The sequence below is a fragment of the Streptomyces sp. TLI_185 genome (assembly GCF_003814765.1).
GTDB lineage: Bacteria > Actinomycetota > Actinomycetes > Streptomycetales > Streptomycetaceae > Streptomyces.
Genome location: NZ_RKRB01000001.1, coordinates 8,806,475 through 8,821,102, shown reverse-complemented (window position 1 = coordinate 8,821,102; position 14,628 = coordinate 8,806,475). Strand labels below are relative to the sequence as shown.

The 14,628-nt window shown below is 71.0% G+C and carries 13 protein-coding genes; 2 read left to right on the top strand and 11 right to left on the bottom strand.

Annotated features, from left to right (window positions below; genetic code table 11):
• Positions 1-5 precede the first annotated feature (5 nt).
• On the bottom strand, positions 6-1,520 hold the full coding sequence (glpK, locus tag EDD92_RS40615) for a glycerol kinase GlpK (protein WP_123968904.1): 1,515 nt from the start codon (positions 1,518-1,520) through the stop codon (positions 6-8).
• 42 nt (positions 1,521-1,562) lie between these two features.
• Positions 1,563-2,330 carry an IclR family transcriptional regulator gene (locus EDD92_RS40610; RefSeq protein ID WP_123968903.1) on the bottom strand — a complete coding sequence of 256 codons (768 nt, stop codon included), beginning with the start codon at positions 2,328-2,330 and terminating at the stop codon, positions 1,563-1,565.
• A 141-nt stretch (positions 2,331-2,471) separates the two neighbouring features.
• On the opposite strand from EDD92_RS40610, the gene EDD92_RS40605 reads away from it, so the two are divergent.
• Positions 2,472-2,906: an ATP-binding protein gene (locus tag EDD92_RS40605; protein WP_123968902.1), complete on the top strand. Its 435-nt coding sequence runs from the start codon at positions 2,472-2,474 to the stop codon at positions 2,904-2,906.
• Between the two features lie 51 nt (positions 2,907-2,957).
• On the opposite strand, the gene EDD92_RS40600 is transcribed toward EDD92_RS40605, so the two are convergent.
• Both EDD92_RS40600 and EDD92_RS40595 read right to left on the bottom strand, forming a co-directional pair.
• Positions 2,958-3,335 (bottom strand): hypothetical protein, encoded by a 378-nt coding sequence (locus EDD92_RS40600; RefSeq protein ID WP_123968901.1) that lies wholly within the window; start codon positions 3,333-3,335, stop codon positions 2,958-2,960.
• A gap of 84 nt (positions 3,336-3,419) precedes the next feature.
• Complete coding sequence (locus EDD92_RS40595) at positions 3,420-3,785, bottom strand: hypothetical protein (RefSeq protein WP_185124280.1); 366 nt, start codon at positions 3,783-3,785, stop codon at positions 3,420-3,422.
• Between EDD92_RS40595 and EDD92_RS40590 the strand changes: the two genes are divergently transcribed.
• Entirely contained in the window at positions 3,784-4,371 is a 588-nt protein-coding gene (locus tag EDD92_RS40590) for a DinB family protein (RefSeq protein ID WP_123968900.1), read from the top strand. The genes EDD92_RS40595 and EDD92_RS40590 overlap by 2 nt on opposite strands.
• 329 nt (positions 4,372-4,700) lie before the next feature.
• On the opposite strand, the gene EDD92_RS40580 is transcribed toward EDD92_RS40590, so the two are convergent.
• The 7 genes from EDD92_RS40580 to EDD92_RS40550 all read right to left on the bottom strand — a co-directional run bounded on the left by EDD92_RS40580 (position 4,701) and on the right by EDD92_RS40550 (position 14,603).
• Positions 4,701-5,612, bottom strand: coding sequence for a hypothetical protein (locus tag EDD92_RS40580; RefSeq protein WP_123968899.1), 912 nt, complete (start codon positions 5,610-5,612; stop codon positions 4,701-4,703).
• Between the two features lie 199 nt (positions 5,613-5,811).
• Positions 5,812-8,781 carry an aminotransferase gene (locus EDD92_RS40575; protein ID WP_123968898.1) on the bottom strand — a complete coding sequence of 990 codons (2,970 nt, stop codon included), beginning with the start codon at positions 8,779-8,781 and terminating at the stop codon, positions 5,812-5,814.
• A 50-nt stretch (positions 8,782-8,831) separates the two neighbouring features.
• Entirely contained in the window at positions 8,832-9,272 is a 441-nt protein-coding gene (locus EDD92_RS40570; RefSeq protein WP_123968897.1) for an Lrp/AsnC family transcriptional regulator, read from the bottom strand.
• Positions 9,273-9,489: 217 nt separating this feature from the next.
• Positions 9,490-10,314 carry an ABC transporter ATP-binding protein gene (locus tag EDD92_RS40565; protein ID WP_123968896.1) on the bottom strand — a complete coding sequence of 275 codons (825 nt, stop codon included), beginning with the start codon at positions 10,312-10,314 and terminating at the stop codon, positions 9,490-9,492.
• Positions 10,314-12,155, bottom strand: coding sequence for an ATP-binding cassette domain-containing protein (locus EDD92_RS40560; protein ID WP_123968895.1), 1,842 nt, complete (start codon positions 12,153-12,155; stop codon positions 10,314-10,316). The genes EDD92_RS40565 and EDD92_RS40560 overlap by 1 nt, the downstream gene beginning before the upstream one ends.
• Complete coding sequence (locus EDD92_RS40555) at positions 12,145-13,176, bottom strand: ABC transporter permease (protein ID WP_123968894.1); 1,032 nt, start codon at positions 13,174-13,176, stop codon at positions 12,145-12,147. The genes EDD92_RS40560 and EDD92_RS40555 overlap by 11 nt, the downstream gene beginning before the upstream one ends.
• Positions 13,173-14,603 (bottom strand): amidase, encoded by a 1,431-nt coding sequence (locus EDD92_RS40550; RefSeq protein WP_123968893.1) that lies wholly within the window; start codon positions 14,601-14,603, stop codon positions 13,173-13,175. The genes EDD92_RS40555 and EDD92_RS40550 overlap by 4 nt, the downstream gene beginning before the upstream one ends.
• Positions 14,604-14,628: the final 25 nt, after the last annotated feature.

The following is a 14,628-nucleotide window of genomic DNA, read 5'->3' as shown; positions in this document are numbered from 1 at the left end:
GCACGTCACGACCGCTTCGGCGGCTGGATCCACCCCAGGGACCGCTCGACGGCCCGCTTCCAGCAGGCGTACTCCCACTCCCGCCGTCCGGGATCCATGTCCGGCAGCCACTGGGCGGCCATGTGCCAGTTGCGACGCAGTACCTGCAGGTCCGGCCAGTAGCCGGCCGCGAGCCCCGCCGCGTAGGCGGCGCCCAGCGACACCGTCTCGTGGACCAGGGGCCGTACGACGGGAACGTCGAGCACGTCGGCCAGGATCTGCATGAGCAGATGGTCGGAGGTCATGCCGCCGTCCACCTTGAGCTGCTTCAGGGCGAGCGCGGAGTCCGCGTTCATGGCGTCGACGACCTCGCGGGTCTGCCAGCCGGTGGCCTCCAGGACGGCCCGGGCCAGGTGCCCCTTGGTGATGTACGAGGTGAGGCCGACGATGACCCCGCGGGCGTCGCTGCGCCAGTGGGGCGCGAACAGACCAGAGAAGGCGGGGACGATGTAGCAGCCGCCGTTGTCCTCGACGGTGCGGGCCAGCGTCTCGATCTCGGGTGCGCTGTGGATCAGGCCCAGCCGGTCGCGGAACCACTGGACCAGCGAGCCCGTGACGGCCATCGGGCCCTCCAGCGCGTAGACCGTGGGCTGGTCCGCGATCTTGTACGCGACGGTGGTGAGAAGCCCGTGCTGGGAGCGCACGAGGTCGGTGCCGGTGTTCATCACCAGGAAGCTGCCGGTCCCGTACGTGCACTTCGCCTCGCCGGGCGAGAAGCAGGTCTGCCCGAACAGGGCCGCCTGCTGGTCGCCGAGGGCGGCCGTGATGGGCACGCCCGGCAGAAGCGAGCGGGCCTCGCCGTAGCGTTCCGCCGAGGAGCGGATCTCCGGGAGCATCGAGCGCGGCACGCCGAAGAAGTCCATCAGGGCGTCGTCCCAGGTCAGCGTCCGGATGTCCATGAGCATGGTGCGGCTGGCGTTGGTGGCGTCGGTGATGTGCAGGCCGCCGTCCGGGCCACCGGTGAGATTCCAGATCAGCCAGCTCTCCACCGTGCCGAACAGCACCTCGCCGTCCCGGGCGCGCTGCTCCAGCCCGTCGACATGGTCGAACAGCCAGCGGATGCGGGGTGCGGAGAAGTACGTCGAAGGGGGCAGGCAGCAGTGTTCGAGGAAGAACTCGTCCCCGGGCTGCTTCCTCAGCTCCTCGACGAGCGGGGCGGTACGGGTGTCCTGCCAGACGATGGCCCTGACCAGCGGGGCCCCGGTCCGCGGGTCCCAGAGCACCGTCGTCTCGCGCTGATTGGCGATCCCCATGGCCGAGATCTGTCCCGCGTCGACGCCGGCGTTGGACAGCGCCTCGGGGACCACACGCTGGAGATTGCGCCAGATCTCGACGGCGTCGTGCTCGACCCAGCCCGGCCGGGGGAAGTACTGCTGGTGCTCCCGCTGGGCGACCGACACCAGCCGTCCGCTGTGGTCGAACAGGATGCATCGCGTGGAGGTGGTGCCCTGGTCGATGGACATCACATACCGCTCAACCATGATCGGCCCTGCCTTCCGATGTGTCGCGGAGGTGCTGGGGACCTACCAGCGGGCCGCGCCCAGGTCTCTGGAGATCGCACGTGCCGCCTCCCTGAGCACGGTGATCAGGGCCGGCTGAGGCCGGCCTTTGGTGTCGCAGATCCGCTCGACGGCGCCGGACACCCCGATCGCACCCACCACCAGACCGCCCTGCCCCCGGATCGGCGCGGCGATGCCGGCTTCGCCCATGCTCAATTCCTGCACCTCGGCGCCCCAGCCGAGATCCCGTATCTCGGCCAGCGCCCGGTTGAGCTCCTCCGGGTGGACCAGGGTGTGCCGGGTGTACGACTCCGGTGCGGCCTCCAGCATCGCGTCGAGGGGCGTGGCCCCGAAGGCCAGCAGAACCTTGCCCAGCGAGGAGGCGTGCAAGGGCAGCAGAGCACCGACGTCCAGGGTCTGGAGGGTGTCGTCCGGCCGGAAGACATGGTGGATGACGAGCACTCTCCCCTCCAGGGGCGTGCCCAGACGTACGGCCTCCCCGCTGCGGGCGGCCAGGGCGTCGGCCCAGTTGATGGAGCGCGAACGCAGTTCGTTGACGTCGAGATAGCTGGTGCCGAGGTGCAGCAGAGCCGCCCCGAGCTGGTACTTTCCGGTCGCCGGGTCCTGCTCAACGAAGTCCACATGTTGCAGGGTGCGCAGGATTCCGTGGGCGGTGCCCTTGGCCAGACCCAGCGAGGACGCAACCTCGCCCAGTCCCATCCGACGGGATCCGCCGGCTAGCAGGCGCAGGATCGCCGCCGCTCGCTCTATGGACTGGACTGGGCCGGCCATGAAGCGATGGTAGTCCGAGTTTTTCCGGTTTGGGACTGTCGTTCGGTAATGCCGACCGATGTTCATTGACCGCCGGTATTTCCCTCCTTAACGTGCATCACGCCCGGACTGCTGCCCCCGACGTTTCCCCGAGGAGGACACATGACAGCAGCGCAGCTCGACGCCGCGCCCCGCGGGGAAGCCGAACACGTCTTTCCGCTGCCGCACGCGCCGGGGGCCGTCTCGGCCGCACGCCACCGCATACGGAAGATCCTCACCGGCTGGAACCTGGCCACGGACTTCACCGAAGACGTACTACTGGTGGCCTCGGAACTGCTCACCAACGCCATCGTCCACGCCCTGCCCCCGGCGACGCTGGCCCTCTCACGGAGCGAGGTGGACAGGTGCAGAGCCGTACGCGTCGAGGTGACCGACATGGGGCCGGTGAGTACGACAGGGCTGTCCGCCTCCGCCCTCGACCCGGACGAGCACGGCCGCGGCCTCGCCATCGTCACCGCACTCGCGACCCGGTGCGGCGTATACGTGCACTCGGCCGGGACCAGCCGGTGGGCGGAGCTGCAGGTCGGGCGGGGCTGAGCTGCAGATCGGCCGGGGCTGGGCTCGCCGCCCTTGGCGCTGGTGCAGTCGTCACTCGAGCCAACGGGCAGCGGCCTCGTAAGTAGTGGCGGGCGTGCTGTTGAACGCGATGGCCGCATCGGGGGCGTGCCGCCGAACCAGATTGATCACCTGCTCGAGGAGTTCAACCTGATCGTCCGAGTGCCGCAGGCCACCGCCGATGGTGACGCACTCCCACGGGTGGGCTCGCAGCGCATCCCCGACGACCGCTTCCACGTCGTCACTTCCGTCCAGGCCGATCAGGCAGGTCTCCACGTCCACGCCGTGTTCGGCGAACTTGGCCAGTCCCGCCTCGATCGCCTTGACCACCGGCTCGGGATCCCACGGCCCGGGCACCCGATACGGATCGAGCCCGATGACGAGGACGCGGGGTGAAGCAGCGGAGTCCATGTGTGGACGATAGGCGACCAGGTACGTCAGCGACGCCGGGCGGTTGCTGAGCGAGTCGCCGTGACCGGAGGCGCGCGTAGCCGCTCACCCTCGTACCTCGGGGGCGACGTACTCGAAGGTGGGGCCGGCTGTCGTGCCCTCGCCGTCGGGCATCTCCAGCAGGCGCTGGGCCTGCGCCTTGAGCGCGTACATCATGCCGATCGCGGCCCCGAGCATCTGCGGGCTGCCGTTGAATGCCTGGTCCAGCCGGTGGAGCATGCCGCAGTAGGTCCGGTTGAACTCCTCCTGCGCGGTGCGGATCGGACTGCCCGAAGGATGGTCCGACATGCGCTGGTTGGGGCGCATGGGGCGGACGGCGGTGAGGTCGACGGCGACCGACTCTGCCAGTCGTTGCGGACCACGTACGGGATCTTGAGACCACGAGCAGCCCATGGCAGGCTCATGCCGCATGATCGATGAGTTCGCGAAGGACAACCTGCACGGGAGACTGCGGCGGGACCGCGAGGCGCTGCTCTGGAAACTCGACGGCTTGTCCGAATACGACGCCCGCCGGCCTCTGACAGCGACCGGGACCAACCTCCTCGGCCTGGTCAAACACGTGGCCACCGTCGAGGCCAGGTACTTCGGCGAGGTCTTCGACCGCCCTTCCCCGGAACCCCTGCCCCGGTGGCAGGACCACTCCAACGGCAGCGATCTGTGGGCGACCGAGGACGAGAGCCGCGATCAGATCATCGGGTTCTACCGGCGCACGTGGGAACACTCGGACGCGACGATCAACGAGCTTCCCCTCGACGCCCCCGGCCACGTGCCGTGGTGGCCGGAGCCTTATCCCAACACGAACCTGTTCGCCGTCATGGTGCATGTCCTCGGCGAGAATATCCGGCATGCCGGGCACGCCGATATCCTGCGCGAGGGCCTCGACGGCCGGACCGGGGTGCGCGCCGAAAACGAGCAGCGGGTCGACGAGGAAGCCCGTGCAGCCTACTGCGCGAAGATCGAGCAGGCCGCCAGGTCGGCCGCACCAAGCAAGGCTTAGAGGCCTCCAAGTGGTCGAGAACGCCTGATGGGCACCACCTTGATGATGGCCCCAACATGCTCGTTGTCAGGGTGCGGCCAACAGCGTCCTGAGCTGACCTGCGCACAGCCGCGACGCTTGCCGTGCCGTCGGCCGTGACGAAGGGCTCCTGAGCGGGCAGCCGTGCGCCGACCCACGCGAGGGTGAGCGTGGCGGTCACGGCCAGGACGACAACGGCGGCTCCCGAGAGCAGGAAGGCGTTCTCGACTCCGGCGAAGGTGATGGCGGTCGAGGCACATAGGGGAGATCGCCAGCTCCGCTCCAGGCGGGTCGCGCCATCACCGCTCACCTCACCTCTCGCTTCTTGCCCTGTGTGCGCCCCGCGCCGGCCCGCTCAGGCGCTTGACCTGGGCGGCAGTGGATTCGGCGCGGCGGCGGGCTTCCTTGACCTGCCGGTCGGCGGCGCGGGCCTGCTCACGTGCCTGTCGCGCGGCCGACTCGGCCTGATGGTGGTCGCTCTCCAGCCGCTTGATCTCGTCAGTCAGCTCGGCCAGGCGCTGCTCGAGTTCGTGGGCGTGTGCCTGCGTGTCCTGCGCCTGCCGGTCTGCGGCCGCGGCCTCCTCCTTGCGGGCGGTGAGGTCGCGTTCGGCGTCGTCGGCCTGCTGCCGGGCCTGCTCGAGCCGCCTGCGCTGCTCTTCGCCGGCGCTGCTGCGGTCTCTCGCGGGCCGGGCCGGCGTCGACTCGCGCGCAGCAGCGTCGCCAGGACGCGGTCGCGCGCCGGCGGCGGCCGCCGGAAAGCCGACGGTCTGGTCGAAGGCTCTGACCAGCCGTCCGCCGGCCCATTGACGAGCGGCGTCGGGGTCGGCGAGTACGGCATGCAGCATGGCCCCGACCTCGCGCTGGACAGCCTCGCCGACCGGGTGTCCGGCCTGAGAGGCCAGCTGGCGGGCCTGCCGCGACAGCGCGTTGATCAGGGCGTGCTGCTGACGGCTGAGTTCCCGGAGCTGCGCTCCGTCCAGGTCACGGTGCGCCTGGCGCAGGCCTTCGCCGAGACGCAGCAGTGCGTCGGTCTCCTCCGGCTGTTCACGGACGAGGAGGTTGCTTGCCCAGGCCGACAGACTGGGACGGCGCAGCTTGCTGATCTCCCCGGCGAGGGTGCGGTCACCGGCCCTGCGGGCCTCGGACGCACGCGCTTCGCGGGCAGCGGTGAAGTCCTCCGGCTTCAGTCCGTACAGCTCGTCCGCGACAGTCTCCAGGTCCACCGCATCCCTCCGCACTCGACGCCACGGGACGAGTTTCGCAGTTTTCACACCTTATGCCGGGTTCGACCTCGGCATCCTGTGCTACGGCTGCCCCGAGCGTGCGTGAAGCTCCATCGGCAACGCCATGACGGTGAGAAGTGCGTCGGCTCGGGCAGATGCCGTACACGCCGCCGGGCCCCCGTGCTCCGGATGTGTGGCGTCAGCGGGAGTGGCCGAGTTGGGTGAGGGCCAGGTCGAGCATGTCGGCGAAGAAGTCGGCTGCGGTGGTGTCGATGCACAGCGGTGGCTTGATCTTGAGGATGTTGAGGTGGTCCCCGGTGGGCTGGACGATCACGCCGAGGTCGAGCATGCGGTCGCAGAGTTCGGCGGTCTCTTCTGTGGCGGGTTCCAGGCCGGCGCGGTCCCGGACGAGTTCGAGGCCGAGGTAGAGGCCCGAGCCGTGGACGGCGCCGATGATGCCGTAGCGGTCGGCCAGTGCCTCGAGCCGGCTTTTCAGATGGCCGCCGACGCGCGCGGCGTTGCCCTGGAGGTCTTCGTCGCGCAGGGTGTCCAGGACGGTGAGGCCCACGATGCTGGAGACGGGGCTGCCGCCGGTGGAGGAGAAGAAGTAGCCCTGGTCGCGGTACCGGTCCGCGACCGCCCTGGACGTGATGACGGCGCCGAGGGGGTGTCCGTTGCCCATGGCCTTGGCGACACAGATGATGTCGGGGACGACCTGCTGCTGCTCGAAACCCCAGAACCAGTGCCCCAGGCGGCCGTATCCGACCTGGACCTCGTCGGCGACGGCCAGGCCGCCGTGACGCCGTACCGCCGCGTACACCTGGGCGAGATAGCCGTCGGGAAGGGCGACTCCTCCGGCGTTGCCGTAGAAGGTCTCGCCGATGAATGCTCCCGCCGGGCGGCCGGCAGCGGCCAGTTCGTCGATCACCGCGACGGCCTCGGGTGCGTAGCGCACGGCATCCGGCCCGCGGTGGCGGCCGCGGTAGGAGTTGGGCGAGTCCACGGTGTGCACCCAACTCGGTCGGGTGGCCAGGGCGTTGGGGTTGTCCTGGAGCGAGGTGGAGACCGCGTCGGAGGCGTACGTCCAGCCGTGGTACGCCTCGCGCAGCGCGACGACGTCGGGCCGGCCGGAGGCCCCGATGGCCAGGCGAAGGCCCAGATCCACCGCCTCCGAACCGGAGTTGACGAGGAACACCGTGTCCAGAGGGTCGGGGAGGAGGGCGGCGAGGCGCTCGGTGAACTCCACCACGGAGGCGTAGTGGAAGCGCGAGTTGGTGTTGAGCCGCCGCAACTGCCGGGAGACCGCCTGCTCGACACGGGGGTGGGCGTGGCCCAACGGGGTGACGTTGTTGACGATGTCCAGGTACGACCGGCCGTCGGTGGACAGCAGATGGTGGCGCCAACCACGTTCGATACGCGGAGGGTTGGCGTAGTAGTGCTCCTGCACGGTGGCGAACGCGGCGTCACGCCGGTCGAGGAGGCCCCTGTCGCGCGTACGGTCGGAGTCGGCCGGGAGGCCGAGGAGCGGGGCGGGGTCGGCGGTGAGCGAGAGCCAGCCGGCGGCGTACTCGGGACGGACCAGGCGCGGGGCGGCGGGGCCGTCGGCGTCGCGCAGCGCAACGCCGACCGAGGCACCGGAGCCGAGGTGGGCGATGTCCTCGCCCGCCTGCACCGTGGCACCGGTGATGACCACCGGCTGGATCGCGCCGGGGAAGGACAGCGACAGCACCTGCGCACCGTGGGTGAGTTCCACGTGGCCCGGCGCCGCGGCGAGGACCTTCCCCGCGGCGGGCGCCTGCACCACGGCATCCCGGCCGAGCCAGAGGTCGATTCCGGTGGGCACGGTGGCGGTGGACACCGCCGACAGCGCCGGTGTCCGAGTCAGGCGCGCCTGGGCGTACCGGGTGGCGACGGCGGCCGCTCCGTCCGCGAGCGCGGAGGTCACCAGCCGGGCCTCGGTACCGGCGTCCATCCAGGCTCCGTGGTCCCAGGAATCGGCGTCGGTGGACAGATCGAGGAGGGTGATGTCGTCGGCGACGAGGTCCCGCAGGAGAGGGCACGCCGGAGCATCGGCCTGCGCGGTCCGGGCAGGCGTGTCGGCCATGCCGGTCGCGTCCCTGACGAGGCGGATCATCACCGGCAGGGGCAGCGAGGTGGCCTGTTCGAAGATGCGCCATTCACGGTCGAGCGCGGCCTTGGCGTAGCCGTTGTCCTCGTCGACGGCGGCCTGGTGCCGCCCGCTGACCACCAGGACGGCGGCACGCAGGACCACGAGCGGCCACACCGCCTCGGCTTCCTCGGCGGAGAGCGGCCGAACGGCGTGGAAGGCGCGGACGGCCGGCAGCACATGGTGAGGCTCCACACCGTCGTGGTGGAGCATCGAGGACAGTGACACGGCGAGTTCGCCGACCGCCCAGCTCGTGGTCACGTCACCGAAGTCGATGACCCCGTCCGGCATGGGCGGACGGCTGTCGGGACAGCGGATCAGATTGTCGTCGGTGAGGTCCAGATGCACGGCCTGCAACGGCAGCGCGGCGGCGAGCTTCTGGACATGTGCCCAGGCCTCCGCGGTCGCGGTCTGGACGGCGGTGCGCCGGTCGGTTTCGTCGATGTGCCCGGCGAGCTTGGCGACGACGCGGTCGGCGTGCTGCGGGTCCCACTGGAGCACGCGGTCGAGGCCCGGGTGCCGGAAGTCGCGCAGGGCGGTGCTGACCTTTCCGGCGATCGTGCCCATGCCCGCCACGGTGCCGGAGGACAGATGCCGTGGTCCCGAGAGCGTGCCGCCGGGCAGGTGGCGCAGCAGGCGCGCGGAGGCCGGACCGTTCTCGGTGTCCACGGTCGTGCGCCGCGGGGAGCCGTCAGGGCGGCGCAGGACCGTGGCGATGCGCAGTTCCGGGCAGGCCGAGGCGATCAGGTCGGCTGCCGCGTCCTGGGCTTCGATCTCCACCGTGCCGAAAGCGGGGTTGGCGATCTTCAGAATCGCCGCGGGCGTCCCGTCGTCGGCGTGCAGCAGGAAGTTGGCGTCCTGCTGGCTGCCCAGCGCCTGCGCGCGAGCGGTGATGCCGAGGTGTTCGGCAGCGATGAGCTCAGCCTCGGCCGGCGCCATGCGGGGCACGGGCAGGGCGTCCTCGGTGAAGAAGTCGATCGTGCGGTACTCGTCGGGCAGCATGCAGGTTCCTCGGCTGGTGCGGGCAGACAGGGCTCGGACGCTCGGATACCTCAGTCGACGTGCCACAAGAAGCGGTGCGTGTGAATCGCGAAGTAGGGGAAGTTCTCCACGGATGCGACACCCTCGACGGGCCGCACGACGTCGTTGATGAAGTCCAGAAGATCCCGGGGCTGAGGGCACACCACTTCCGCGAACAGGTCGAAGCCGCCGGCCGTCAGGACCGTGTACACGACTTCGTCGTGCCGGGACAGTTCATCGGCGACGGCCCGGGAATCGCCGTCGATGCGCAGGCCCAGGAGTGCCATCGTCTGCTGGCCCATGGTCATCGGGTCGGTCACTCCGACGACCTGGACCGCCTTGGCGTCGATGAGCCGCTGCAGCCGGAGCCTCGCGGCCGAAGGTGACAACCCCACCTTCGGCCCCAGATCGGCGTACGGGATCCGGCCGTCGACCTGCAGCTCCCGCAGGATGGCCCGGTCGATGTCGTCCATGCAGCATCTCCCTCTCCTGCGTGAACGGCAGGCGTTGCGCTTGTTTCAAGCACGATGCCGGATTCATGTGCTCGATTCAAGTGTAGATACGATGGAATCGAGCGACGCGTGCCGTACTGGAAATTGCGGCGGCGAGGTCCGGGCCCACAGCGCCGCACGGCCCGCCGACCGGCATGGGCCGGTCGGCGGGCTGGAGACCGCATCGTGTCCGGTCGGTTCACGTCATGGCGGGCTCGTCGTCGAGGCGGAACCTCGGGTCGCCCGGGACGGACGCGAGGAGTTGAGCGGTGTACGGGTGGTTCGGCTCGGCGAAGGTGGCTCCGGTCGGGCCGAGTTCGACTAGGTCCCCGTGCAGCAGGACCGCGACCATGTCGCTGACATGCCGGACGACGGCCAGGTCGTGTGAGATGAACAGCATCGTCAGCGAGAGCCGGCGGCGCAGATCGGCGAGCAGGTTGAGGATCTCGGCCTGGGTCGTCAGGTCGAGGGCCGAGGTGATCTCGTCGGCGATGACGAACCGGGGACGCGGTGCGAGGGCCCGGGCGATCGCCAGCCGCTGCCGTTGGCCGCCGGAGAACTCGTGCGGGTAGCGGTCCATGGTGTCCGGGTCGAGGCTCACCTGGCTGAGCAGTTCGGCGATCCGGGTCCGGGCCGGTCTGACCCTGGCCCGGACCGGATCGAGTGCCTCGGCGAGCGACTGCGCGACGGTGCGCCGCGGGTCGAACGAGGAGTACGGGTCCTGCGGAATCATCTGGACCGTCGCGGCTCCCGCCCGTCCGCGCGAGGTGCGAAGCGGGGCGCCGTCCACGAGGATCCGGCCGCTCGACGGCCTGTGGACACCGACGAGTGTCCGCGCGAGCGTCGTCTTGCCCGACCCTGACTCTCCGACGAGTGCGAGGGTGCTGCCCCGGGGAATGTCGAACGAGACTCCCTTGAGCACCCTGCGGGCCGCGGCGCCGTGGCCGAGGTCGACGGTGAGGTCCTCGACGCGCAGCAGCGGGGCGGCCGTCTGCGGGTCCGGTGTGGTGGCGGTGGCGGACATCAGCGGCTCCCTTCCGCGGCCGGGGGGCGGTCCGCGGCTTTGTCGGAAAGGTCGTCCGACGGCGCCCCGCTCGGCTGCGCCGCATGCGCGTCGGCCGTCCACCGGACGGCGTTGAGGGCCCCGCCGGCCTCGACCGCGGCGGGCGTCGCCGCGAGCAGCGCGCGGGTGTACGGGTGGGTGACCGTCCCCCGGCGCAGGTCGCCGCCCGTCGTCCGGTCGACGACCCGGCCGCCGTGGAGCACCAGGACGGTGTCGCAGAGCACGCCGACCACGCCGATGTCGTGCGAGATGAACAGCATCGCCGTGTCGTGCTCGCGGTTGATGCGCCGGAACTGCCGCAGCACCTCCGCCTGGACGGTGACGTCGAGTGCCGTCGTCGGTTCGTCGGCGATGAGGAGCCGTGGGTTCGTCGTCATCGCGGAGGCGATCGAGGCGCGCTGGAGCATGCCACCGCTCAGCTCGTGCGGGTGCTGGCGCAGCCGCCGCTCCGGCTCGGTGACGTGGATGTCGGCCAGGGCGCGGACCATGTCCTGCGCGGCCCGGCGCCGGGGGGTACGCAGATGCGTCCTGGCCACCTCGGTGAGCTGGGTGCCGAGCCTCAGCGCGGGGTTGAACGTGCCGATCGGGTCCTGGTAGACGATGCCGATCTCGGTCGCGAGGCGTCGCTGCGGCGGTGTTCCGAGCAGGTCGAGGTCGCCGAGGGCAAGGCGCGAGGCGTTCGCCCGCACGCCCTCGGGGAGCAGGCCCGCGACCGCCATGGCGATGGTGGACTTGCCCGAGCCCGACTCCCCGACGAGGCCGACGATCTGGCCGGCCCCGATGGTGAACGACACATCGTCGACGAGTGTCCGGTCACCGGCCCGCACGGTCAGCCCGGCGACGCTCAGCAGGCCGTCCGGTTGCGTGCCGGCCGCTGCCCCCGCATCCCCCGACGCCTGAAGCGCCCGAGGCTTCTGTGCCGGGCCGACCGGTCCCGCCGCGTCCGCCGTCCCGCTCGGTGTGGGCGCTGTGACGCGGGTTCGCGGGTCGACGAGCGAGGCCACGCCGTCTCCGAGGAGCATGGCTCCCACACCGGTGACGATGAGCATGATCGACGGAGCGAGGACGACCGAGGGCTGGGCGAAGATCGACGGCAGCGCCTCGTTGAGGAGTCGGCCCCAGTCGTACTGCGGGTTCTGCACACCGAGGCCGACGAACGACAGGCTGCTGATGTCGAGCAGGGACAGAGTGAAGCTCGAACTGAGGAGCACCAGCAGCGGCCCGCTGATGTTCGGCAGGACATGCCGGCCCAGGATGCGCAGGCCGGGAACGCCGAGCAGACGCGCGGTGAGCACGTAGTCCTTGTCCGCGACGGTCGCGGCGAGATTCGCCGTCAGCCGCGCGAACCCGGGGACGCCGGCGACGGCGATCGCGACGATCGCGGACACCGTGCCCGGTCCGAGCACCGCCGCGATGACGAGGGCGAGCACGAGCGAGGGGAAGGCCACCGCCGAGTCGATGAGCCGCAGACAGGTCTCGCGCAGCCAGCCGGGGGCCAGGTGGACCAGAGCGCCGATCGCGACGCCGACGACGAACGAGGCGGCGGTGGCGGCGGCGGCCATGAGCAGGGTGAGCCGGGTCGCGACGAGCGCCCGGGCGAGGACGTCACGGCCGAAGGCGTCGGTGCCGAGGAAATGCCCGGCACCGGGCCCCAGCCGGGCGTTGTCGGTGAGGGTCTCGGCGGAACCGCGCAGCAGCGGCGGGGCCACGAGGGCCACGACGAGGAGCAGTCCGAGGATCACGGCGCCGGACAGCAGCGACGGGTTGCGGAGCCATCGGCGCACGGTCGCTTCAGTGGCCACGACGACCTCCCTCGAGCGTGCGGGGGTCGACGATCCCGAGGACGACGTCGACGAGGAGGTTGACGAGGAGGGCGAGCATGCCGACGACGAGGATGACGCCCTGGATCACCGGATAGTCCTTGTAGATGATCGCCTGGACGACCTCGGTGCCGAGCCCCGGGTAGGTGAAGACGTTCTCCAGGATGATCGTCCCGCCGAACAGGGACGTAAGGACGAGACCGCTCAGGGTGAGGACGCTCGTCACGAGGTTGGGCAGGGCGTGGCGGAGGTGGAGACGCACGGATCCCAGGCGGTGGCCGCGGGCGGTCCTCATGTAGTCCTGGGCGAGCACCGAGGCCGTCTCCTGCCGGACGACCCGGGCGATGGCGAAGGCGGGGCCGATGCAGAGCGCGGCGATCGGGAGGACGAGCGCGCTCGGTGTCGTGGCGCCGCCGGACGGCAGCAGCCCGAGGCTGATCGAGAACAGCACGATGAGGAGGGTCGCGACGACGTAGACCGGCGCCGACGCGAGGAGCCCGGCGACCGTGCCGAAGCCGACGCCGAGCCGGCGGCGGCGTCCGTCACGGGTGAGGACACCGACGGCCATGCCCAGCGGGACGGCGATGACCAGGGAGAGCAGGACGGCTGGGATGACGAGCTGGACGGTGTACGGCAGCCGGGTCGCGACGATGTCCGAGACCGGGGTGTCGAACCGGAACGAGGTGCCGAGCCGTCCGGACGCGATGTCGCCGAGGTAGTGGACGAACCGCGTCGCCAGCGGCTCGTCGAGGCCGAGTCGTTCGCGTATCGCCGCGAGCGTGGCCGGGGACGAGTTGGTGCCGGCGATCGCGCGGGCCGGGTCCCCGGGCAGCAGGGGCACGATGAGGAACGTCACGAGGACGAGCAGCAGCATGGACATCAGCAGCCCGCCCGCCCGGCGGACGGCGAACCCGGCCCAGCCTCCGCCCAGCCGCAGCCGAGGAACGCGCCGGACGGGTGCGGCAGGCGGCGGCCCGGTCGGGACCGCGGACCCGGCGCTCACAGCGCCGCCGCCGCGAGTGCCGCGTCGTCCGGATGCCGCTCGTGCCAGCGGAACCGCGGTTCGAGCTGGGCCGAGAGTCGCAGCAACGTCGCCTCGTCGTAGGGCGCGCCGACGAGCTGCGCACCTACCGGCAGTCCGTCCGCGGTCGTGTGGACGGGCAGCGAGATGGCGGGCAGCCCGGCGATGTTGACGAACGCGGTGAACGAGACCATCCGGGTCTCGGTGGCCCGCGGGCCGTCCGGGTCGGAGTTCGCCTCGTCGTACACGGGGCCGACCGGTGGCGCCACGACCGCAGTGGTCGGAGTGAGGAGGACGTCGAAGTCCCGGCCCCACTGGGCGACCACCTCGCGTGACTCGGCCTGCAGGCGCGCCGCCGTCCTGGCGTAGTCGCCCGCGGTGACCTCAAGGGCGGTTTCCCGGCGGCGCCGGATATAGGGGTCCACGGCGTCGGGATCGTCGACCTCGATGGCGTAGGTGGAGGCACTGATGATCGTCCAGGTGAAGCCCATGATCGCCTCGTACGAGAACATCTTCGGGCGGGCCTCGACGACGTCGTGTCCCAGGTCGCGCAGTGCCTGCGCGGCCGTCAGCGCCGCCGTGCGGCACTCCTCGTCGACCGGCAGCCCGGTCGGCGCGTCGAGGAGCAGGCCGATCCGCAGCCGCCCGGGATCGGCACCGACCTCCTCGATGTACGGGCGGCCCGGTTCGGGCGCGCTGTACCAGGCGAGCCGGTCGGCACGGCCCATGACGTCGAGCATGAGGGCCGCGTCGCGCACAGTGCGGGTGATCGCGCCTTCGGTCGTCGAGTGTTCCCAGCCCCGGACGAGCGCGGGCACGCGTCCCCGGCTCGGTTTGAGGCCCACGAGGCCGGTGACGGACGCCGGGACCCGGATCGATCCGCCGCCGTCGGAGGCGTGTGCCACCGGGGCGAGCCCGGCCGCGACGGCCGCCGAGGCGCCGCCGCTCGACCCGCCGGAGGTGTGCGCCGGGTTCCACGGGTTGCGTGTCTTGCCGTGCCGGGCGTTCTCGGAGACGGTCAGAGCGCCGAACTCCGGCGAGTTCGTCCGGCCGAGGGGAATCGCGCCGGCATCGAGGAGGAGCTGGACGTCGGGGTCCGTGACCGTCCTCGGGGTGTCCCGGATGGCCAGTGAGGACATCGTGTTGGGTTGTCCCGCGACGGAGTTGAGGTCCTTGATGGGGACGGGGACCCCGTGCAGCGGGCCGAGCGGATCGCCGCTCAGCACCGCCCGCTCGGCCCGGACGGCCGCCGCGCGCACGGCGTCGGCGTCGAGCCAGACGACGGCGTTGACGGCGGGATTGATCCGCTCGATGCGGTCGAGGTAGGTCTCGGCCACCTCCACCGGGCTGACCTCTTTCGTGCGCACGAGGTCGGCGATCTGCTGTGCGGTGCTGAATGGGTCGATCACCAGGGGACTCCTGTCGGAGAGGTGC